The 22,241-nt window shown below is 63.6% G+C and carries 16 protein-coding genes and 1 pseudogene; 6 read left to right on the top strand and 11 right to left on the bottom strand.

All coding sequences use genetic code 11. The features are described 5' to 3' along the window. The first annotated feature begins 74 nt into the window (after positions 1-74). Together IVA87_RS17675 and fliP are read left to right on the top strand one after the other, a co-directional pair. Positions 75-1,034, top strand: a complete 960-nt coding sequence (locus IVA87_RS17675) for a flagellar biosynthetic protein FliO (protein ID WP_247296461.1) — start codon at positions 75-77, stop codon at positions 1,032-1,034. After that, positions 1,031-1,789 (top strand): flagellar type III secretion system pore protein FliP, encoded by a 759-nt coding sequence (gene fliP / locus IVA87_RS17670; protein WP_247296458.1) that lies wholly within the window; start codon positions 1,031-1,033, stop codon positions 1,787-1,789. The genes IVA87_RS17675 and fliP overlap by 4 nt, the downstream gene beginning before the upstream one ends. Before the next feature lie 331 nt (positions 1,790-2,120). On the opposite strand, the gene IVA87_RS17665 is transcribed toward fliP, so the two are convergent. The 6 genes and pseudogenes from IVA87_RS17665 to IVA87_RS17640 all read right to left on the bottom strand — a co-directional run bounded on the left by IVA87_RS17665 (position 2,121) and on the right by IVA87_RS17640 (position 10,865). Beyond that, positions 2,121-3,017: an IS110 family transposase gene (locus IVA87_RS17665; RefSeq protein WP_247334450.1), complete on the bottom strand. Its 897-nt coding sequence runs from the start codon at positions 3,015-3,017 to the stop codon at positions 2,121-2,123. Continuing rightward, positions 3,014-4,330: a group II intron reverse transcriptase/maturase gene (gene ltrA, locus IVA87_RS17660; RefSeq protein ID WP_247334514.1), complete on the bottom strand. Its 1,317-nt coding sequence runs from the start codon at positions 4,328-4,330 to the stop codon at positions 3,014-3,016. Before ltrA ends, IVA87_RS17665 begins: the two co-directional genes overlap by 4 nt. 492 nt (positions 4,331-4,822) lie before the next feature. Then, positions 4,823-5,071 (bottom strand): annotated as a pseudogene (locus IVA87_RS17655) (IS110 family transposase); the annotation flags it as partial. Positions 5,072-5,308: 237 nt separating this feature from the next. Then, the gene (locus IVA87_RS17650; protein WP_247334448.1) at positions 5,309-9,037 is read right to left on the bottom strand and encodes a tetratricopeptide repeat protein; all 3,729 of its coding nucleotides are present in this window, start codon (positions 9,035-9,037) and stop codon (positions 5,309-5,311) included. Between the two features lie 224 nt (positions 9,038-9,261). Then, positions 9,262-10,122 carry a tetratricopeptide repeat protein gene (locus tag IVA87_RS17645; RefSeq protein WP_247334446.1) on the bottom strand — a complete coding sequence of 287 codons (861 nt, stop codon included), beginning with the start codon at positions 10,120-10,122 and terminating at the stop codon, positions 9,262-9,264. 107 nt (positions 10,123-10,229) lie between these two features. After that, positions 10,230-10,865, bottom strand: coding sequence for a FecR family protein (locus IVA87_RS17640; RefSeq protein ID WP_247300222.1), 636 nt, complete (start codon positions 10,863-10,865; stop codon positions 10,230-10,232). A 378-nt stretch (positions 10,866-11,243) separates the two neighbouring features. Between IVA87_RS17640 and IVA87_RS17635 the strand changes: the two genes are divergently transcribed. Continuing rightward, positions 11,244-15,404, top strand: a complete 4,161-nt coding sequence (locus tag IVA87_RS17635; RefSeq protein ID WP_247300073.1) for a VCBS domain-containing protein — start codon at positions 11,244-11,246, stop codon at positions 15,402-15,404. Between the two features lie 15 nt (positions 15,405-15,419). Here IVA87_RS17635 and IVA87_RS17630 read toward each other — a convergent pair whose 3' ends face one another. The 5 genes from IVA87_RS17630 to fliL form a co-directional block, all read right to left on the bottom strand. Further along, positions 15,420-15,617 (bottom strand): hypothetical protein, encoded by a 198-nt coding sequence (locus IVA87_RS17630; RefSeq protein ID WP_247300075.1) that lies wholly within the window; start codon positions 15,615-15,617, stop codon positions 15,420-15,422. A gap of 600 nt (positions 15,618-16,217) precedes the next feature. After that, a complete protein-coding gene (locus IVA87_RS17625) occupies positions 16,218-16,979 on the bottom strand; it encodes a flagellar protein FlbB (RefSeq protein WP_247278067.1) in 762 nt (253 codons plus the stop codon). A gap of 10 nt (positions 16,980-16,989) precedes the next feature. Continuing rightward, positions 16,990-17,436: a DUF6468 domain-containing protein gene (locus IVA87_RS17620; RefSeq protein WP_247278068.1), complete on the bottom strand. Its 447-nt coding sequence runs from the start codon at positions 17,434-17,436 to the stop codon at positions 16,990-16,992. Further along, the gene (fliM, locus tag IVA87_RS17615; protein WP_247278069.1) at positions 17,433-18,635 is read right to left on the bottom strand and encodes a flagellar motor switch protein FliM; all 1,203 of its coding nucleotides are present in this window, start codon (positions 18,633-18,635) and stop codon (positions 17,433-17,435) included. Before fliM ends, IVA87_RS17620 begins: the two co-directional genes overlap by 4 nt. 18 nt (positions 18,636-18,653) lie before the next feature. Then, a complete protein-coding gene (gene fliL / locus IVA87_RS17610) occupies positions 18,654-19,154 on the bottom strand; it encodes a flagellar basal body-associated protein FliL (RefSeq protein ID WP_247334444.1) in 501 nt (166 codons plus the stop codon). A gap of 377 nt (positions 19,155-19,531) precedes the next feature. Here fliL and flgF point away from each other — a divergent pair, with 377 nt between their 5' ends. The 3 genes from flgF to flgA are packed head-to-tail and all read left to right on the top strand — an operon-like array spanning position 19,532 to position 22,239. After that, complete coding sequence (gene flgF, locus IVA87_RS17605; RefSeq protein WP_247278071.1) at positions 19,532-20,293, top strand: flagellar basal-body rod protein FlgF; 762 nt, start codon at positions 19,532-19,534, stop codon at positions 20,291-20,293. A 16-nt stretch (positions 20,294-20,309) separates the two neighbouring features. Continuing rightward, positions 20,310-21,098, top strand: coding sequence for a flagellar basal-body rod protein FlgG (gene flgG, locus IVA87_RS17600; RefSeq protein WP_247278072.1), 789 nt, complete (start codon positions 20,310-20,312; stop codon positions 21,096-21,098). A 10-nt stretch (positions 21,099-21,108) separates the two neighbouring features. Continuing rightward, complete coding sequence (gene flgA, locus IVA87_RS17595; RefSeq protein ID WP_247334442.1) at positions 21,109-22,239, top strand: flagellar basal body P-ring formation chaperone FlgA; 1,131 nt, start codon at positions 21,109-21,111, stop codon at positions 22,237-22,239. Positions 22,240-22,241 lie beyond the last annotated feature (2 nt).

Here is a 22,241-nt window from a genome sequence, read left to right as displayed (position 1 = left end):
TTGGGGCATCGTATGCCGGTGGTTGGCGCGTCTGACCACGGGCACGAGAAAAGCGCCATTTGTCGGGGACAAGTATGCAAGGCAGCCCTATCACCTTCATCGTCGCGTTCATCGTCGTTCTGGCGTTGATCGGCGTCGCTGCATGGCTGGTTCGCCGATTCGCCAGCAGCCGGCTGGGCGCCAACACCCAGCGCGGCAGGATGCCCCGGCTCGCCGTGATCGATGCCGCCGCCGTCGACGGACGGCGGCGCCTAGTGCTGGTCCGGCGCGACAATGTCGAGCATCTCCTGATGATCGGCGGCCCGACGGACATCGTTGTCGAGCCCAATATCGTTCGCGCCGGGTCCGGCCGCGACCAGTTTCCGCAGCGCTCCAGCGCTGCCGAAGCGCCGCGCCTCGCCCCCATGCCCGATTCCGGCGCCTGGGCCGACGAAGCGCCGCGACCCGAACTGCTCGATCACCCCGAGCCGCAAATGCCCGAGCCGCCGCCACGGCCCGCGCGGCCGTCCTTCGTCGACGAGGTGCGCCGGCCCGCTCCCGCGCCGGCCGAACGCCGCAGCGATCCCCTGGCCGGCTTTCCGCCCGAGCCGATCGCGCCACGGCCCGAGCGCGAACCACGGCCCGAGCCGCTGCCGCCGCGCATCGCCCGCAGCGAGCCGCCGTTGATGCCGCGTCCGCCGCGCCACAACGACCCGGGAAAGGTGCCGCCGGTGCGCGCCGAGCGTGCGGCGCCGCCGCCACCGATTCCGCAGGCGGCTCCGCCGGCCCCTGCCCCGGCCGCTACGCCCTCGAGCGCCGAGCAGAATCTCGCCGAAATGGCCCAGCGGCTCGAAGCTGCGCTGCGACGCCCGGCTGGCGAAACGGTCGCGCCTCCGGTTGCGCCGGAGCCACCGGCCGCTCCCCCGCGCGCGGCACGCAGCGAGCCGCCGGCGCCACCGGCCCCGCCGGCAAAGCCCGCCACGGAAAAGACCAGCTTTGAAAATCTCGAAGACGAGATGGCGTCCCTGCTCGGCCGTCCGAAGCCGTCTTCGTGAGGTTGCCGGCCCTCCCGCGTAGAGTTCTTTTTCTTTCTGTCCTGATCGGCGCGGTCTCCCTCGCGAGCCTTTCGCATGCGCAGGACGTCAGCATCAATCTCGGCGGAGGTCCGGGTGGCGGCGGCGTCACCGAGCGGGCGATCCAGCTCATCGCCCTGCTCACGGTGCTGTCGATCGCGCCGTCGATCCTGATCATGATGACGTCGTTCACGCGCATTGTGGTCGTGCTGTCGCTGCTGCGCACCGCTATGGGCACGGCGACCGCCCCGCCGAACTCGGTGATCATTGCGCTGGCGATGTTCCTCACCTTCTTCGTGATGGGGCCGGTCCTGCAGAAATCCTACGACGAGGGCATCCGGCCGCTCGTCGCCAACCAGATCGGCGTCGAGGACGCACTCCAGCGCGCCTCGGTGCCCTTGCGCGGCTTCATGCAGAAGAACGTGCGCGAGAAGGACCTCAAGCTGTTCCTGGATCTCTCCGGCGAGGCCCTGCCGGCCACGCCTGACGATCTCGCACTGCGCATCCTGGTCCCCGCCTTCATGATCTCCGAGCTGAAGCGCGCCTTCGAGATCGGCTTCCTTTTGTTTCTACCCTTCCTGATCATCGACCTCGTCGTTGCCTCAGTGCTGATGTCGATGGGCATGATGATGCTGCCACCAGCAACGATCTCGCTGCCGTTCAAGCTGATCTTCTTCGTGCTGGTCGACGGCTGGTCGCTGGTGGCGGGAAGCCTGGTGCAGAGCTACGGGGGATGATGGGGCGTTCGGCGGCAGCTTCGCGCGACGGATCCTCTCCACTCCAGCGCTGGCCTCTCCCCGTCATGTATGGACGGCCCCCTCTCGGCAAGGGCTTTTTGCTGCTTCGGCAAACGGATCGGGGAGCGGTCATGTATATGGCCTCGAGATGCGGCCATTGACCGCGGGCCCTGATGGAGATCGCAGATCGAATTCCAATCATTGCGGCGCGCTGTAACGCGCGATGACGGCGCGGAGTGTTTCGATCTCGGTTTCCTGACCATTTGCCATCACACCTTAAGTGCCCTTCCGATAGGCGTGGAGCGCGAGCGCGGCGGCTGTTGCCCCTCAACTAGGCCGCAGCCGGCGCGCTCGCGCGGTCTCGGTAAGCTTCTCCTTTGACCAGCATGGCCCAGATGATCCGGGCGGTTTTTGCGGCGAAGGCCACCATGGCGACCTTGTAAGGCCGCCGCGCCAGCAGATCACGCAACCACGGATCGGTGACGCCGCGCGCCTTCTGCTGTCGCAAATGGGCACTGGCTCCGCTGATCAGCAGCGCGCGCAGCACGCGGTCGCCCCGTTTGGAGATGCGCCCCGGGCGATGCTTGCCACCGGTGCCATGATCCTTGCCGGTGATCCCGATCCAGGCCGCAAAGTCACGCCCAGAGCGGAACACTGTTGCGTCGGGCACTTTGGCCAGGACCGTGCTGGCGATGATCGGGCCGACGCTTGGAACATCCATGAGCCGCTTGGCGTCGCGATCGCAGCGGGCAGCCTTGGCGATCTGCCGTTCGAGCCCCCGTTCATCGGCATTGAGCGCCTGCCAGTGCTTGGCCAGCATCAACAGGGCGCCGCGCATCATCTCCGGAACCTCCTCGCTCGGTTCTTCGAGCCGGGCCATCAGCTCACACAGCCCCTGATATCCTTGCGCAGCAACGATCCCGAGTTCACTCAGCGCGGCTCGCAAGGCGTTTGCCACCATCGTCCGCTGCCGGACCAGCAAGGCACGCGCGCCATGAACCGCCAGCATCGCCTGTTGTGCGACGCTCTTCACCGGAACAAACCGCATCGTCGGTCGGGTCACAGCTTCGCAAATCCCCTCGGCGTCACGACCGTCGTTCTTGTTGCGCTTGAGTAGAGTCGAGGAGAGGCGCGGTGATGCGCTTGTTGCGCGTTCCGTTTCCTCTCCCCGCTCATCAAACCGGACGTGCAGTTTTCCCGCATCCGGCTTTCCGACAGGTTTCGTCACAAGCCGCACGTCGGCGACACTTTGCGCACGCGGTTCAGCACGAGTACGCCAGGGTTCCCATAGATCTGATCAGAGAACCGTCTGACGCCACGTCCTGGCGTCTTATGTCGTCTGCGCAGAAAGGCGAGCACGCGGTCGAAGACGTGTCGATCAACGGCCTGATGAGCCGTAGCAAGAGAGCCATAGCTGAAGTAAGCGGACCAGCCGCGCAGAAGGCGGTTCAGTCGCGCCTGTACTTCGGGCCAAGCGCCCTTGTTGCCCGGCGTCAGCAGCTCGCTGACCTTCCTCTTGATCCGCAGCACGCTTTTCTTGGACGGAGCCGCGCCAAGATACCACCGTCCCCCATTGCGGAAGCGGCGGGGTCCGAGCGTGTACCCAAGAAAGTCAAAGCTTTCCAATCGGGCATTCTTCACCGAGGTTTTAGTCTCGTTGAGCGTCAACCCAAGCTTGGTCATCACCGCTTTCGTCCACGTCAATGCCTCCTCCGCGTGGCCGCGGCTGAGAATGACGAAGTCGTCGGCATAGGAGATAACCTGGGCATGGAATGCTTCACGCCGACCGCTGAGACGCCAATGTTTCAGGAACCGGTTCATGTAGATGACGGAGAGCAGCGGACTGATGACACCGCCCTGTGGCGTGCCACGCTTGTTGCTCTTACCGCCGCTCATGCGCCGTTTCCCATCGCTATCCCGCTCCTCGACCGGTACTCGCAGCCATAACTTAATCATCCGCAGCACATTCCGGTCGACGATGCGTCGGGCCACCGATTTGAGGAGGTCCGAGTGCGGAATCGTGTCGAAATATTTCGACAAATCGGCGTCAACAACGTCCGTGTAGCCCCGGCACACAAGCCGGTGCACTTCCTTGACTGCATCGACCGCGCTGCGACGCGGGCGATATCCATAAGCACCGTTCTCAAAATCCGCCTCGAAGATCGGCTCCAACACGATCTTTGCGGCAGCTTGGACGACCCGGTCCCGGATTGTTGGGATACCGAGTGGACGTTCGCCGCCGCCGGGCTTCGGGATCATCACCCGCCGCACCGGATCGGGCCGGTAAGTCTTCGTGACGAGTTCATCGCGCAGGCCGGCCAACCATGCTTCGAGTCCCGACGCGTCGATTTGCTCGAAAGTTGTTCCGTCCACTCCTGGCGCACCCGCGTTGGCGCGGGCCAGCTTGTAGGCATGGTTCAGAATGTCCTCGCGGCAGATCTTGTCGTACAGCACGTAGAAGCGGAAGGCAGGCTCCGCCTTCGCCTTGCAATAAAGCTTTCTCTGAAGGCTCCTGATCTTATCGGGCGTTTCAAGGCTCATCGCCAATCGACCCTTCCCCTCGCCATCTTCAAAAGCGCACCTGAAGTCAGGGTCCTTTCCTCCACCGGAATTACCCGGTTTCATCGGTACCTATGACCCTGTCCGACTCCCATCCGGTCCATCGACTACTCAATGCTGAAGGCGCGACCTTCGACCAAGACGGGTCTCCCCCGATTACCCGCACTACCTTTCCAGCGTGCCATGCCCATTACCCCGGTGAACCAGACAGGTGCATGTGTCGATTGCTTCCCTGTCCACACGGCCTTCCCCGCCATACGATCGGGTCGGCATTCACATCGTAACTTTCGAGGCGTGCTCAGACTTCACTCACGTTACGGCCCGCTGGATTGCTCGGCCGCCCAAGGCGACCTTTGTCACGAGGCTTCGGTCCGTCCGATTGCTCGTCCAAACCGCTCGTCAGCTACCAGATCAATCGACAATTCTCTGGGTGGATCCTTCCTCCACTGGTAATACGCGCCGTCGGGGCGCACCATAGGGCTTCACATACGCCGGCGGCATCAGCCGCACCTCATGGCCATAGCGGCTGATGACGCGCGCCCAATGATGAGCGCTGCCGCAAGCCTCCATGCCCACCAGGCAAGGCGGCAACTGCGCGAAAAACCTCTCGACCGCGGCTCGCTCAAGCTGGCGCCTCACCACCACAGCTCCCGACGCATCAACCCCATGAACCTGAAAAACGTTCTTCGCCAGATCCAAACCAATTGTGCTAATCTTCGACATGGACGGCTCCCTTTGTCTGGTTCGACTCAACATCACCAGTCTGGCACATCGATGCCGTTCGGGGGCCGTCCACCCCATCATTGCGAGCGTAGCGAAGCAATCCAGTCTATCACCGCGGAGGACTCTGGATTTGCTTCGCTGAGCCTGTCATCGGACCGCGCTTCGCGCGGGCCCGTGGCTCGCAATGACGGAGAATGCGGCGCTCTCACAGGCCGCGCTTCGCGCGGCATCAGTCCCCTACCGCGCCATCTTGATCTGCCGCACGACCGGGATCGTGGGCAGCGAGCCGGTGTGGTCCGTCTCGTCCTTGGCCTGCGGCGCGCTAGGTGCGCGGGCGGTGGCGTCGGGGAAGCGCTGCTTCATCTCCCGCAGGAAGCCGTCGAGCGTATCAACGCTGGCGGCAAGCTTGGCGATCTCGGCGAACTCGGCGCTCGAGGCCGCGGCGGGCTTGCTGGCGATATCGAAGGCGAGACGGTCGGCGCTCTCGCTCATCAGCGGGGCGTATTTCTCGCGGAAGCGCGACAGGCCGATCGAATCGTCGGCGAGCGCGTAGCCGACTGCGGCACGGATGATGTCGCTCTTCTCGACCGCATTGAGCGGCTTGAAGTCACGGAAGCGCTCGCCGTAATAGAGCTCGATCTGCTCGGCGGATTCGCGCCAGCGCCGCGCGGCCCAGAAGATATCGGAGCGCAGGCGCAGCACTTCGCGCCCGGAGACATTGGAGACGATGTCGAGCGCGAGATCGTGACGGCCGACGTCGCTCTGCGCCCGCCCTTCCAGGAGGAGGCGCTGCTGCCTGAGCTCACCGGCGAGATCGCTGATGCGGCTCGCGCGCAGCGCGGTGATCGCCATGTCGGGCTTGCGGTTGGCGAGATAGATCATGGCAAGGCGCGCGGCGACCTGGGCGCGGGCGGCGCCTTCGAGGCGGTGATCGACCTGGTATTGCAGAAGCTCGGCGGCCTGGTCGAGCAGATCGACCGAGGCGAGACGATCGGCGAGACGGCGGATCAGCTCGTCGCCGCGGCGGCCGATCGGTGTGAGCTCGCGGAACTCGTAGAACATCCCGAGCGCCTCGACCGGCGGCAGATCGTCGCCCTTTGGTCCTAAGAAGATCTGCGTGAACAGGTCGGAGGCGAGATCCTGCGCCTGGCGCGAGGCTTCCGCGTTCGGCTGGAGCTTCGTCGCGGTGCGCGCCGCCGTGAGCGCGTCCCGGTAGCGCCCGTTCTCGGCATAGAGCTGCGACAGCATCTGCAGCGTCTTGACCTCGATCGCATCGCCGCGCCAGGTCATCGATAGCGTCTCGAGCTCGCGCAGCGCTTCTTCCTTGCCGATCTCGTCACGCTTCTGGCGCAGCGCGACCTCGAGCTGCTTGGCCTCGGCCGCTGCCGGTCGGTCGCTCGAGGCAACCGCGTATTTGTAGTCGTCGAGCGCATCCTTGTCGTGGCCGAGTGCCTCGGCGAGCCGGCCCCGCAGCACGGCAAAGCCGGGCGCAGCTTCGGGCGAGACGCCGACCACCTCGAGCTCGCTGCGGCGCTTGGAGGCGCCGGCATAGTCCTTCACCTCGAGCGCGGCGCGCATCGCGTCCATCGTCACGATGCGCTGGATGTCGAGCGGCAGCGAGGCGATGGCGAACTCGACGTTCTTGAATTTCTCGCGCGCGTCCGCCCATTTGCCCTGGCGCGCATAGGCGAGCGCCTTCCAGAGCTGGGAATCGTGGCTGTTGCCGATCACGGGACTGGCGAGGTCCTTCAGGCCCTGCGCCGGCCGGCCGATCAGGATGTTCGCGATTGCATGCATGATCAGCGCGCCGCTCTCCTCCTTGTTGAGGGGATCGCTCAGCATCAGGTCCGTCACGGCCTTGGCTTCGTGATACATGGCCCGCGACATGTAGAACTGCGCGAGGTCGAGCCGCGGCAGCGAGCGCAGCGCGGGCTCGACCGCCGAGATCGCCGTCGTCAGCTCGCTCTGGCGGGTCCAGAAATTCTCCGACTGGCCCTTGCGCCAGCCTTCAGGACTGAAGATCGGGCGCACCGCGGTCGGGGCGCGCTCGGCCGAGATGTCCACCGGCGACAGCGTCAGCCCGCCCTTTTTGCCCAGAATGACCTTGTCGGCGCCGACCTCGACGCCGACCTCGTCGGAGTTCGGCCGGATCGCGATGCCGTGCGCGGATTCCAGCAGCGAGAGATCGACGAGGTCCTGCCGCTTGATGAAACCGCGCACCGGCCGCTGCGCGGTGACGACATAGAGCGTATCGCCGGCATCAGGGTCGGTGAGCTTGTGGAGCAGGCCCGGATTGGCGAAGGGGATCGCGATGTTGGCAAGCGCAGGATCGGTGATGTTGCGCGACATCATCAGCGGCAGCGGCGTCGCCTGGATCTTGTCGGCGAGCGTCAATAGCCAGTTGGTCTCCTTGCCGACCTCCTCGCTCGTCAGCGAGTAGACCAGCGGACGGGTGAGGCGGATGCGAACCGCCTGCCCCTTGTCGAGCGGCACGCAACCGACCTCGCCAATCATCGCCCCGCCCTTGCTGCGGATCGCCTCGACATCGATCGGCCTCAGTGTATCGAACACCAGCCAGACCGTATCGCCGCGGCGGAACGCCGCCGCAGGCGTTGCGACCTGAAGCGGGAACGTGACGCGCAGGCCGTCGCTGTCACGGCGCAGATCGACGCCGGCAATACCGGGCTGCACTGCCGCCGGCGCCTGCGCAGCAGCAGCTTTCGGAGCTTCCTTGACGGATTCCTTGGCCGGCTCTTTCGCAGCTTCCTTTACAACCTCTTTCGGTGCTTCGGCAGGGGCGGCTTCGGCAACGTGCGGCGCCGGCTTCGAGGCTTCCATGGGCGCTGCAGGAGCGTGCGCAGCCTCAGTCGCGTGCACCGGTTTCGGCCCTTCGACCGTCGGCATCGCGGCGAGCGCTTCCGGCTTCACCTCGGGCTTGACGTCGGGCTTTGCCTCTATTCTGGCTTCAGGCGCGATCGTCTCGGACGTCGGCGGCGCGATCTCGCGATGAGCGTCCTTCGGCTTCTCGGCCGCCGGCTTTTCAGACGCAGGCGCAGGTCCGTGAGGTGCGGGCTTGACCTGCGCGATCGCCGCCTCGGGGGTCGCCGCCGCTCTGCCCCTGTCCGGCTGGAAGGCGATGTCGACGATATAGTTCTTCTCGTCGCGGAACGAGTGCACGTCGGAATCGCCGATCAGAGCGATCTCGACACTGGTCTGGTCGATGTCGGCCTTCTGCTTGATCGAGGCGACGTTCGGCGGCGCAGCAACGACCGCATCCGCCAGATCGAAATTGAGGTTGGCGTTGAACGCGAGCGTGAGCTTCTGCTCGTTGAGCACGGAGGACACGCCGACGCCGTCGGGCATCTCGAACACGAAGCGGACGAAGGTCGGCTGCACCGAGGCGCGGACGCGGATCTGCGGACGCTTCTTGGCCTCGGCCGCGGCGCGCTGGGCGCGCAGCGCACGTTCGGCGACGCGCGCGCGCTCGGCCAGCTCCTTGACCACCTCCATCGGCAGGCTCGGCGGCGGCCCCTTCCAACCCTCCGGCAACAGGTCGATGAAGGTGCGCTCGCCGGCATTCATGGTGTTGACGGTGACCCGGCGCGCCAGCGACAGGCGGATGGCGCCGCCATCGGGATCGCGCCGGGCGGAGTTGACGTAGTCGGGCGCGCCTTCCGGAACGCGGTCGACGGGAACGTCGACGGACCGGTCGAAACGGATCACGAGAATGGAGCCGGCCGTCGTCACCTCGGAGGGAACGTCCTCGCCGAGCTTGATCACGAGACGGGCAAAACCGCCACCGGCCGAAAAGCTCGCTTCGCCCCTGACAGGATCGGCCGCCCGGGCGGGCGCAGCGAAACCGATCAGCAGGCAGGCCGCGAGCACCGCGTTGCGGATATGACGCGACAGCCCCAGCGCCAGGGCGCGGGCTCGCGATACAAATCCAGCGGCAGCCTTTCGCGCCATTGGCGGCATTTCTTCCGGTCTGACAATCCATGCCGGCAATCGCGCCGGCCGGTGCCGTCGACTGTAGGTCTCGCCAATTAAGGACTTGTTAATGCTATATCTTGATTTGCTTTGGAGAGAGCACGCCTCGTCAAATCGAGCGTGGGCGGTCCGCCAGCTTTGGATTTGAGACGCAGGCGGTTAAGGAATTGTTCACACCTGCACAACTGCGCTGCCGCCACCAGTCAATCGTTCGAGGGCACTCCATAGCGGGCAAAGTCCTCGCGGACTCCAGCGTCGATTCTTCTTGCCGCCGAAATATCGCTATCGCCGCCAGCTCTGTCGCCGAGCTTGAGTCTGGCAACCCCGCGGCCGTAGAGCGCGCTCGCAAGCTTGGGCATGAACCGCAGCGCCGAGTTGTAATCATCGATCGCCGCGGAGAGTTGCCCCATTTTCAGCTTTATCAGAGCTCGCGAATCGTATGTTGCGGCGTTGTTTGCTTCGAATCGAAGCGCTCTGTTGCAGTCTTCCAGCGCAGCCTGCAAAGCCCCGAGGACGGCCCGGGCCCAACAGCGTCCGCTCCACATCGCCTCGAGATTCGGATCGAGGCGAATTGCCTCGTCATAGTCCTGCGCTGCACGGTCGTACGCATTCCTCTTCAGGTAGGCCGCCGCACGGTTGGCAAAAGCAGCGGCATAGTTCGAGTTGAGCTTGAGCGCCTCCTCAAAAGCGCCAAGGGCCAGGTCGTACGCGCCCGTTCTTAGATAGGCCACGCCGAGGTTGTTGAAGGCTTTCGCATAATTCGGGTTAAGCCTGGTCGCTTCAACGAAATCCTTGATCGCGCGTTCATAGTTGTTTTTGGCGCTGTAGGCATTGCCCCTGTTGTTGTGGGCGACAGCGAAGCCGTTCGCGGTCCCATCGCCCGCATCGATAAAGGCCGTGCAAGCATCGATCCGAGCTTCGGGCGACACGCGGTCTGAGCCGTTACACAGTTCAACATTCTTCAGGGAGCTGCCCTTCTTCTTCTGCGCCCAGCCCGACGAACCGGACAGCACAAGAATAACAATGAGCATCACGGCCTTGATGAAACTGGCTCTTGCGGTCATTTCCACACCAGGCGTCCGACTCCGACAGCGAGCGAAGCGCTAATCCTGATCTCTCTGCCCGGCCGGCGCTGCGCGCGCATTACGCGGCCTCGGGCCAAGCAAAGTTCTCAGCATCCCCGACAGATGTTGAGCCTGCGATTGCTGCTTCGATCAGGCTCCGGCGCCGCGGATGTCGCCGGCTTCTTCAGGAGCTTACTTTTGCCCTCTTCGATCAGGGTCGAAAACTTGACCGACCCATCATCCGAAATCTCGATATGCGGCGTCGTGCCTCGGATTCCCAGCGTGGCGACGGGAGTCTCGACCTTCATGTCGCCGGTCTTTGCGACACTGCCAGCAACGAACGTGAACGTGCCCCTGGCGAGATTGAACAGGGTTGCATTGGAATTGCCGGCCGGCTCATACACATAATGATCCAACACCATACGGGCGTTGCTCGATAGATTGAACGAGCTGCCGTCGGTGAAGTTGATTCCCACTCGGCCATCGGCCCCGGTCAACACCACATCACCGAGATATACAGGATCACCGGTGTTGGCCCGGCCGGGCTCACTCGAGACATTCGCCTGAACGACCACTGCGCTCGCATGCTCGATGGTGACCGAGCCTGTGGCCACCACCACCTTTCCAATCGGTTTCGATGACGAGGTAGCAAGGGCGGGCTTGGCGGAATCGATTTGCCCTCGAGCCGCACTCGGCAAGAAATTGGCAAGCGCCAAAACAAGGCCGGTTGCCAAAGCGACCATCGTAGGTTTGCACATGATCCCCCCTTTCTGAGAAGATCTTGTCGGCATCGGCGGCGCATTGAAGCCGCGAACTCAGCACAACAAATATAATTGTTGTTTAATTCGTTTAATTGACTTAATTTATATCCAATATTGCGAAAGCGCCACCAATTTAAATCGTTTGTCAATGCAATCACTTTGGCGGGAGGGGCATGTCGGGAATGACAGTACGGCATCGCCGTCCCCGAGAATGCGTCTCTCTCTAGAGCGGATTTGATTCTTTCGGCGGGCAAGCCTCGGCTGCCAGCGCCTAGGATATCTGTCCCTTGGCGAGGGTCGCCCTGACAAGATCATGGCAGCACGCCGAGCCTGAATCGATCACCCAGGCGAGGTCGAGCCATGTTAGTTGCATCCGGCATCGAGGTTGGTAACGGGCCCGCCGTGGCCCTGCCCGTCGAAATCATCGGCCATATTCATAAAGTGATCGGTTGCGGTACGCTTACGCGAGCGACCGGCATCGCCACACAGGCGGCAGCTGGTGCGCTTGTCTACCGGGGCGACGCGCTGGAGACCGATGCCGACGGACAGATCACAATTGGCTTCCTCGACGGTACTTTCTTCAACATCGCCTGCGGCACTCGCGTCGTGCTGAGCGAGTTCGCCTTCGACGTCGAAGGCATGTCACCTGCAGCCTTGTTCGAGGTGACCCGAGGGAGCTTCAGTTTCGTACCAGGCCGGCTCGTAGAAACCGGGTCATTCCAGCTGGATACGCCCATCGCAGCCATTCGCGCCCGGAGCCACGCGGGCGGCTTCGGGATGCTGACGCTTGCAGCATTGACCTTCTCGACCGCGCACAATGCCGAGGCCGCGGATCCTGATGTCACATTCTTGGATGACGATTCCATCACTTACAAGGACCTCGCGCACGGTGCATTTGAGCTCGTGACCAAGGAACCGATCCCGCGCCACATCATCGTCGAGGATCCGGGCGAGACGATCGTCCTCAAGAAGGTGGGATCCACCATCAGCGTCAATCAGGTCGCGAACACGGCCGCTCGCATGGACGAGTTGCGCGCCGCGCAACAGGATGTGCTCGCCAATCTCACACAAGGGCAAGGGCCGCATGGCTCGAGCACCCCTCCCTTCGTCAAATCCCAGCCGCTGCAGCCGATCAACTTCGTTCCGCCTGATACGCCGGAGCTGCAGACTTTGCCGACTGTGTTGCCCTTCGCCACTCTGGAGCCTGTGGGACGTCTACCGCCGACGCTCAGCACCGGGGCTGGGCCAGCTGAACGCGACACGGTGGTGTTTGACACATTCACTGCGACAACAGGAACTTTCAGTGCCAGTAGCACCAACGGCGGCGGCCAGCTGACTTTCGGCGTCATCGGGGCGAACGCCGCTCAGACGGTCCTGGATGGGGTGACGTACGATCTGTCGAAGACAAGCCCCTACGGGATACTCTACGTCAACAGCACAAGCGGCGCCTATACGTTCGTGCCTAACGACGCTGCGATCAACGCGCTGAAGGCGCCCACGACTGACGGTTTCGTTATCACGGTCTCTGATGGATTCACCTCGGTCAATCAGACGTTCACGGTCACCATTAACGGTGTCAACGACGCTGCAGTCATCTCCGGCACCACGACCGGTTCGATCATCGAGGCTGGCGGAATCGCGAATGGAACGCCCGGCACGCCGATTGCGACCGGCACCCTTTCCGATACCGACGTCGACGATCCGCCCAACACGTTCACGGCCGTGAGCTCGCCAACGACGAGCGCCGGCGGCTATGGCACTTTCACGATGACGGCGGCCGGCGTGTGGGTCTACACCTTGGACAACGCCAACGTCGCTGTGCAAGCGCTCAATGCCGGCGAGACGCTGATCGACAGCTTTACGGTGACTACGATCGGAGGCACCGCCCAGGTAGTGACGATCACCATCCACGGAGCCAGTGACGCGGCGGTCATTTCCGGCACGACGACCGGCGCAGTGATCGAGGCTGGCGGCATCGCCAATGCAAATCCCGGCACGCCCACCGCGACCGGCACGCTCACCGACACCGATGTCGACACGACCGCAAATGCTTTCACGGCAGTCGGCTCGCCAACAGCGAGCGCAGCCGGCTACGGCAACTTCACCATGACGGCAGCGGGCGTGTGGACCTACACGCTCGACAACACCAACGACGCGGTGCAGGCGCTCAATGCCGGCCAGACACTGACCGACACGTTCACAGTGACCACGCTGGACGGATCCGCCCAAGTGGTGACGATCACCATCCACGGCAGCAACGATGCTGCCGTCATTTCCGGCACGACGGCCGGTTCGGTGACCGAGGCCGGAGGCGTTGCCAACGCCACACCCGGCACGCCGAGTGCAACAGGCACGCTCGTTGCCATCGACGTCGACAATACGTCCAATACCTTCACAGCTGTGAGTTCGCCCAAGGCAAGCACGAATGGGTATGGCACCTTTACGATAACCGCCGCCGGCGTGTGGACCTATACGCTCGACAACGCCAACGGCGCGGTGCAGGCCCTCAATGTCGGCGGCGCGCTCACCGACAGTTTCTCTGTCACAACCCTCGACGGCACGCCGCAGGTGGTGACGATCACTATTCAGGGCAGCAACGACGCGGCTATCATTTCCGGCACCACGACCGGCTCAGTGACCGAGGCAGGAACTTTCTCACCCGGCATTCCGATCGCGACCGGCACGCTCACCGATACAGACGTGGACAACGCGCCGAACACGTTCACCGCAGTCTCCTCGCCTGCTCCGAGCGACGATGGATATGGCACGTTCACCATGACGGCGGCCGGCGTATGGACTTACACCCTCGACAACAACAACAGCGTGGTTCAGGCGCTCGAGGTCGGCGACACGTTGACCGACACTTTCACCGTAACTGCCATGGACGGTACCACGCAGGCGGTGACCGTCGCGATCCATGGGGCCAGTGACGCAGACCCGAATGACTTTGATTATCTGGCCACCGGATCTGTCGTGATCTCCGATCCACCCAACGTGTATGGGACGCCGGGGCCCGAAACCATCGCGGGCGGCGGCGACACAGGTCAGATCATCTACGCGGGGGCCAGCGATGATACCGTCAATGGCACCGGCAAAGCGGACGTTCTCTATAGCGGCTCCGGCAATGACACGATCAAAGGTAACGACGGCGATGACGCCATCTACGGGGGCTCGGGCAACGATACAATCAACGGCAATAACGGCGGCGACACCATAACTGGTGGATTTGGTGCGGACCAACTCACCGGCAGCAATGGGAAGGACCGTTTCGCTTATTTGTTCGTAGCCGATTCCAACGCAAGCCAGTTCGACACCATCACCGATTTCGCATCGGGGTCCGACAAGATCGACTTGACCGCTCTTGGCGCGCTTGGGTTCGTCATCTTGGCCTTGAGCTCAACCAGCACGGCCGTGCCGGCACATACGATCGCCTGGCTCTATGACAGCGCGGCGAATGAAACCATCGTGTACGTCAATCCAACGGACCAGACCCTGCACATCGGCGATTCCGGTCTGCTCGAAATCCATTTGCAGGGGATCGCAACCATCGACGCGTCAGACTTCCTCGTGGCGCCGGTTGCGGCACCTGTGATGGCGGCTGCCAGCGAACCGCTCGACCTCACCGCAACCGCGCAGAGTGACGCGACCGCCGTGATGATCGCCACTTCCGAGGTCTCGTCCGATTCCGCAAGCGGCGACGGCACGCTATCCGCCCATGGGAGTTCCACAATCCCCTCAAGTGAGGCGACCTACAGCCTGCATTGGAGCTGGGACCAGATCGGACCGACCGAATATTCCAGCCTCTCCAGTTCAGACGACGTGCAAACGCACCTGACCGAACCGCCCCGCAATGACGCATTAGCTCCCGCAGCCAGCGGACTGTCTACGATCTTGCACCACATGGCCGCACCGACGGAGGTCACTTTTATCTTCGATCAGATCGATGTGGCCGACACAGGGACTATCATTGGCAAGAATGGCGAGCTCGCCGGAAGTGCCCACATGCCTGATGTTGCTCTTGCAGCACTGGACATGGCCCACAACCCCGCTGAACAGCACGCCGGGCTTGCGCTGGGGAGCGTTGCCGGGAATCATGGCGCCGCGAGGTCGGAAAACGCTGACAATGCCGCTCTTGCTCACGGCCACACCGGCCATGACGGCGTAGGCACGACGCCCAACCCGAGCCTGCTGAAATCGGCTGGCGGCGTCAATCATTCGCCCTCAAGTAAAGCGGCCGACGAGCAGCATGATCCGCACCATGCACCGTCTGGGTCAGCGCCTGCCGATCCCCAGCAGCTCGGCGAATCATTCGAATTCAAGGATGACACTTCACACGGCCGGCGGTTACTGCCCAACGCAGAGCTCGATGATCTTTCTAACCCGGCCGATCATCACGACCACGCTGGAGGGGCCCACGGATCCGAGCTGGTGGCTATGCCTGAACTGTCCCCGCCAAATGTTGATCCAACTGACCGGGCAGGTACAGCTCACGGCCACGTGCTGCACGATCTGATCGTGTGACGCCCAACTGCGTCTTCAGTGCTGTTTTCCGCTGCCATCCGGCGCGGAGGAGTTCTGTTGATCGGGAGAAGATTCATCATCGTTGCCGTCGTCTCCTTCGGGCGGCGCTGCATGCTGATGGCTTAGCGCCGATATCCAGGCGGACGTCATCGCCGCTATGAGGACCCGGTTGACGGCCTCAATTACGCGTTCTGCTGCGGACGAGTAGTTCATGGCCTCCTGCTCCCGCGCTGCTGATTGCGAATGGCCCAAGCCTACGACGATCCCTCGAGTGCCACTGTCCGCTGCTTCACACCCGCGCGCGTCAACTCACCGCAGTCTCAGAAGATGCCGCGTGCGGCAGCTGCAGCCGCGACGGGAGCTTGATGTTCTGCATTGATGAGTTGCTGAGCGCGCGCACTCACAACCTTGGGGGCGTTGCGCTTCGCACGCGACTCTGAATCAGATGTGATCTCGGCGATGCGAATCGATTGGTTAGCTTTGGGGGTAATCAATGAGCGGAGAAGCCGGTTGCATTGTGTGTAGCAGGGCAAGAGCGGTCGTAGCGATCGTTCCGATCGCCAGAGGATATGCCCTGAAAGTATATGAATGCTCCTGTTGTCATAGCACGCTGCAGCTCGTGACTCGCGTCACGAAGGCCGCGCTGATCAAGCAGCAGCTCAATACTCTTCCTCGCGTTGAGAAGCAGTTGCGCCCGCCTGTTCGCAGGGTGCAACAGGCGCTTGCAAACTAACCAAGCAAGGGCGTCTCGCTGGGCTGCAGTCGGACAACCGCGCGAACGCAGGTTGCCAAGGCACGCTTCGCCTCGCGCCCTCAATTCGGCTTTTGCGTCGGCTTGCCGTCGATCTTGGGCAGATCGCCGGCCGAGGCGGACTGATCTCCGCCGCCATTGGCCCGCCGGGCCATCTCGACGGTGAGCCGCTCGGCCGCCTCGGGCGACATCAGTCCGAGGATGTCCGACATCTTGCGCGGCGCGATGGCCGAGGCGATCTCGATCAGCACGCCCATCTCGAGCCGGTCGAACACCCGCGCGGCATCCTTCGGCTTCATGCCCTCATACATGGTGACGAGGCCCTTCATGCGCTGGGCTTCGGCCGCCTTCTGCTCGGCCTGGGTTGCGGAGATGCGGGTCTCCACCGCCTTCATCTCCTCGACCTTGTTCTCGATGCGCTTCTCGGCCGACTTCAGCAGGCTCTCGCGAATGTCGATCTCGCGCTGGCGGGCCTCGATCTCCTGGCGGCGCGCCTGCAATCGCTCGAGGATCGCGCGCTCGGCGGCCGAGACCTGCGGCTGGGCCTCGTCCATCTTGATCACGGTGCCTTCGGGCTTGCTTTCGGGAGCAGCCGGCTTCGGCGCCTCCTTGGGCGCGCCATGAGTCGATCCGGTGATGTCAGGATCCTCGCGACCGGTTGGGAAGTTCAGATTCTCCTGCGCCCAGGATTTCTTGGCTTGGTTCGGCTTGTAGTCGAACACATAGCCGCCATTGATCGCGAGGCCCGCGACCTTCAGCGTGGCGAGACCTGCGACGGCCACCAGAACGACGGGGATGACGCGGATGTTACGAAAGGACTTCATACCCCTGACTTCATGCGGCAAGGCCGTTGGATCGCCGGCGCTCGGAGAAAGCTTCAGCCGCCGCCGCGACCGCCTTCGCCGTCGTAGGCTTGGCCGCGGGGACGGCAACCGTTTCCTGATTGGTGACGGGACGCGCGGCGATCGCGATCTTGGACAGGCGCCGCACCACGTTGTCGGCCTCGCCGAGCTGCTTGTGGAGCTGGTCAGACATTTGCGTCGCTGCTGCGAGCTGGCTGCCGAGGTTCTCGTTGACGTCGCGCACGGCGAGCTTCAGTCCGCCGATCGCGCGCTCGGCGATTTCAGTCGCGGTGATCAGCTCGCCGATTACCGCCTTCAGCGAATGCTCGTCCGCCTTCAGCCGCGTCAGCCGCTTGTTGAGCATGACGCAATAGACGATCGTCAGCATCAGCAGGATAGCCACCAGCGACTCGATCGCCATTCCCAGGGAGTGGTTCATGGGGCCTCTATCATCTTGTTCTGCTCGTCAACCTTCTCGAACATCGCAAGTGTCGTACTTGGCTTGCGCAGGGGTTTCGTCACCCGGATCGCGACCCGGTCGCCGACCCGGCCCATCCGTCCTTCGGTCAGGGTGACGCTGCCGCAGCGCACCGACACGTTGGCATCCGCGCGCATCTCAAGCGGCAGCGTGTCGCCGACCTTGAGCCGCATCAGCTGCTTAAGCGGAATGTCGGCCTCGTAGAGCACGGCGTCGACGGCGATCTCGGCCTGCACGATCTCGGTGGCGAAATGCCCCTCCCACACCGGGTCGCGGCCGAACTTTTCGCCCATGAACATCTGGAGCAGGACGCCCCGGATCGGTTCGATGGTCGCGTAAGGCAGCAACAGCTCGATGTTGCCGCCGCGGTCTTCCATGTCGATGCGCAGGCGCACTAGGATCGCGGCGTTGGCGGGACGGCTGATCGCGGCGAAACGCGGATTGGTCTCGAGCCGGTCGATCGTGAAGGTCACCGGGGAGAGTGGCCGGAACGCCTGCTCGGCATCGGCCAGCACCACCTCGACAAGCCGCTTGACCAGCTCGGTCTCGATCGTGGTATAGGGCCGCCCCTCGATGCGGAGCTGGCTGGTGCCGCGGCGGCCGCCGAGCAGCACGTCGATCATCGAGTAGATCAGGTTGGAATCGACCGTCGCCATGCCGAAGTTTTCCCACTCCTCGGCCTTGAACACCGAGAGCACGGCCGGCAGCGGGATCGAGTTCATGTAGTCGCCGAAGCGCACCGAGGTGATGCGATCGAGCGAGACTTCGACGTTGTCGGAGGTGAAATTGCGCAAGCTCGTCGTCAACAGCCGCACCAGGCGGTCGAAGACGATTTCGAGCATCGGCAGACGCTCGTAGGAGACCATCGCCGAATCGATGATCGCGCGAATGCCGGAATGATCGTCGAGCGTGACATCGCCGACGGTGAAGCCGAGGAGATTGTCGATCTCCTCCTGCGACAGCACCCGCTCGCCGGAGTTCTTGCCGCTGCCGAGATCGCGGCTGCCGTCCTCGACCATCGCCGCCCATTGCAGGGCCATGGTCTCGGAAAGTTCGTTCTCGGCGGCAGCCTTGGCGGCCTCCGCCGGATCCTCCGAATCGAGCGAGGCCTCCCATTGGGCGGCAATCGCATCCTGGTCCATCTGCTCGGTGCCGGCCATGGCGCTAGCTCATTCCCCTCACTGCACCACGACTTCCTTGAACAGCACCGCGCTGACCTGGATCGGGGCGACCGCCGCGTTGACGCGCTTGGTCAGTTCCTCCTTGAGGCGGAAGATGCCGGCGGAGCCGCTGAGGTCGGAGGGGCGAAGCTCGCGCACATAGGTCTGGAAGATGTCGGTGACGCGCGGCATCGTCGGCTTGATCGCCTCGATCTGCTTTTCTTCCTTCAGCTCCAGGACGATCTTCAACCGCAGATATTGCACGCGCTCGCCGGGCGCGCCGGCGAGGTTGACCATCATGTCGGGAACGTCGACGAAAGCCGGCGGCTTCGGCGGCGGCGCCGCCTCGGCATGGTGCTCGTCGTCGCCATGACGGAAGAAGAAGAACCAGGTCGCAGCACCGCCGCCGAGGACGGCGAGCAGGCCGACGGCCATGATGATAAGCTTGAGCTTGTTCTTCGGCGGAGCCGCTTCCGCGCCGTCAGCGGCTGCGCCGCCTTCCGCTTCATTCTCTGCCATGATCGCCGCGCCCGGATCTCTCAAAGGGGTCGAAAGAGCGAAGCCTCAGACAGTGACGCGATACAAATGCCCCAGCGCGATGCGCTCCTCTTCATGGCAAACGCTACGGTAATAATGGTTAACGGAACCTTTCGATTGGGCGTCCGCTAGGAAAAATCTGCCGGGCAAACATGGCTAACAGAACCTTTCTGCCGCCCTCCCGCACCTCTCAAATTTCACCAAGTGCTTTAAATAACACGACTTTTAGAGTTGGCACGGCTTTCGCTGAGAAAGGGCCGAGACCCGACGGTTTGGGAGAACCAGACGGTCTCGTTCACGGGGTCCGCCAAGGCGCTTGGGAGAGCGAGGTGGCAGATCTCACTCAGGGGAGAATTCCGATGCAGAACGCGCTTCTGATCGGCTTGTCACGGCAGATGACGTTGGAACGGCAGATGGATGTCATCGCCAACAATGTCGCCAATGCCAATACCAACGGCTTCAAGGCCGACCATTCGCTGTTCGAGGAGTACCTCAACTCGAACGCGCGTGAGGACAATTTCCTCGGCTCCGACCGCCGGGTCTCCTATGTGCAGGACCGCGGCACCTTCCGCGACGTCGGCCAGGGGCCGATGGAGCCGACCAACAACCCGCTCGACATGGCGATCGACGGCAACGCCTATTTCGCGGTGCAGGCCAATGGCGGCGAGCGTTACACCCGCGACGGCAAGTTCTCGCTCAACAGCACCGGCCAGCTCGTCACCTCCGACGGCAACCTCGTGCTGGGCACCGCCGGCCCGATCACCTTCCAGCCGACCGACCACGACATCAACGTTGCACCCGACGGCACCGTCACCGTGCTCGAGGGCACGGCGAAGACCGACTCCATCCGCGGCAAGATCCGCATGGCCTCGTTCGACGATCCGGCCAAGCTGACCAAGCTCGGCGCCAACCTCTATGACATCGGCTCCGCCGTCCAGCAGGCCGACACCAAATCCAGCGTGCGCCAGGGCTACGTCGAGAAGTCGAACGTCAATGCGGTCGGCGAGATGAGCCGCATGGTCGAAGTCATGCGCAGCTACACCGCCATCGCCAGCCTGCTCCAGCAGCAGAGCGACCTCCACAAATCGGCGATCGAAAAGCTCGCCGACGTTCCGGCCTGATTGAAGGAGAACTGACATGCAGGCGCTTCACACCGCAGCGACCGGAATGGCGGCACAGGAACTCAACGTTCAGGTGATCTCCAACAACATCGCCAACCTCCGCACCACCGGCTTCAAGAAGCAGACCGCGGCGTTTCAGGACCTGATCTACGAGCACGTCCGCCGCGTCGGCGCGCAGTCATCCGACCAGGGCACCATCCTGCCGGTGGGCGTCGACATCGGCGGCGGCGTCAAGACGGTCGGCACGCCGCGCAGCATGACGCAAGGCACGCTGTCGCAGACCGGTAACGATCTCGACCTCGCGGTCTCGGGCGACGGCTTCTTCAAGATCCTGATGCCCGACGGCACCTACCAGTACACCCGCGACGGCACCTTCCAGATGGACAATCAGGGCCGCATTGTCACCGCACAGGGCAACCCGGTGCAGCCGACGATCACGATCCCGAACAACGCCTCGGGCCTGACCGTCAACGTCCAGGGCCAGGTCTCGGTGACCCTGCCGGGCTCGTCGACCTCGACCATCCTCGGCCAGATCGGCCTAACTCGCTTTATCAATAAGGCCGGCCTCCAGCCCGTCGGCAGCAATCAGTTCACCGAGACACCCTCCTCCGGCCCGCCGCAGGACGGCACCGCGACGGCCGAAGGTTACGGCAATATCACGCAAGGCAGCCTCGAGCAGGCCAATGTCGACGTCGTCTCGGAAATGAGCGACCTGATCGCGGCCCAGCGCGCCTACGAAATGAACGCCAAGGTGATCAGCGCCGCCGACCAGATGATGCAATCGACGACGGCGCTGTTCCGCTGAGGTGATGACCATGATACGGACCACCCTCGCCACGATCTTCGCTCTGCTCGCGCTGGCGCTGCCGGCAGCTGCGGCCGACGATTTCATCGCAGCGCCGACGCTGCGCGCGAGCATCACCGTGACCGCGGACGTGGTGCGGGTCGGCGATCTCATCGACAATGCAGGATCTGCCGCGCTGATCCCCGTCTACCGCTCGCCCGATCTCGGCACCACCGGCGCACTGCCGGTCGCGCAGGTGTTGTCGGTGCTCCGCGCAAAACAGGTGATCGGCGTCATGACCGGCGACATCAAGGAGGTCCAGGTCACCCGGCTCGCCCGCACGCTCGCCAGCAAGGACCTCGAAACCGCGGTCGCCTCCGCGCTCGAGCGCCGCTTCGGCCTTGGGGAAGCCGCCAACATTACCGTCACGTTCGATCGCGGCATCGCCGACGTGCGGTTGGATGCCTCCAACACCGGCGCGCTCCAGCCGGTTGCAACCCGCTATGACGCCCGCAGCGGCCGTTTCGACGTCGCCTTCGAGATCAACAACGACAACAATCCGACGCCGACTAAGCTGCGCTTCACCGGCACCGCGATCGAAACGGTGGAAGTGGCCGTGCTGACGCGCGACATCGACCGCACCGAGCTCCTGAAATCCTCCGACGTCGCGCTGGAGCGCCGGCCGAAGGCCGAGGTCACCGGCGAGCCCGCCTCGCGCGACCGCACTGTCGGGATGCAGCTGCGTCGGCCGATGCGGGCCGGCATGCCGATCCGCATCGCCGACATCGTAAAGCCTGATTTCGTGGTGCGCGATCAGACCGTCACCATCATTTACCAGGTGCCCGGCCTCCACCTCACCACGCGCGGCAAGGCGATCGAGAACGGCGCCGAGGGGGACACCGTCAGCGTGCTCAATTTGCAATCCAAGCGTACGCTGACGGGAACCGTCACCGGCCGCGGCCAGGTCACCGTCCAGGGCGCCAGCCAGTCCGCACCGATGACGCCCGCGATCGAGCAGACCTCGTCGATCAAGCGTGACGACGTGCCGGCGGCCGCAGCCCTGGCGCAGAGCCTGATCCAGGCGCCGGCGTCTCCCGCCCAGATCGCCCAAGCCCAGATTCCGCAAGTTCGCGTCTCGCAAGCTCCAGCCAAGTCAGAGTAAGT

This window comes from Bradyrhizobium sp. 147 (genome assembly GCF_023073935.1).
In the GTDB taxonomy this organism is placed as follows: Bacteria; Pseudomonadota; Alphaproteobacteria; order Rhizobiales; family Xanthobacteraceae; genus Bradyrhizobium.
Note: the sequence above shows the minus strand (reverse complement) of the source record. Positions and strands in the feature narration are given on the sequence as shown.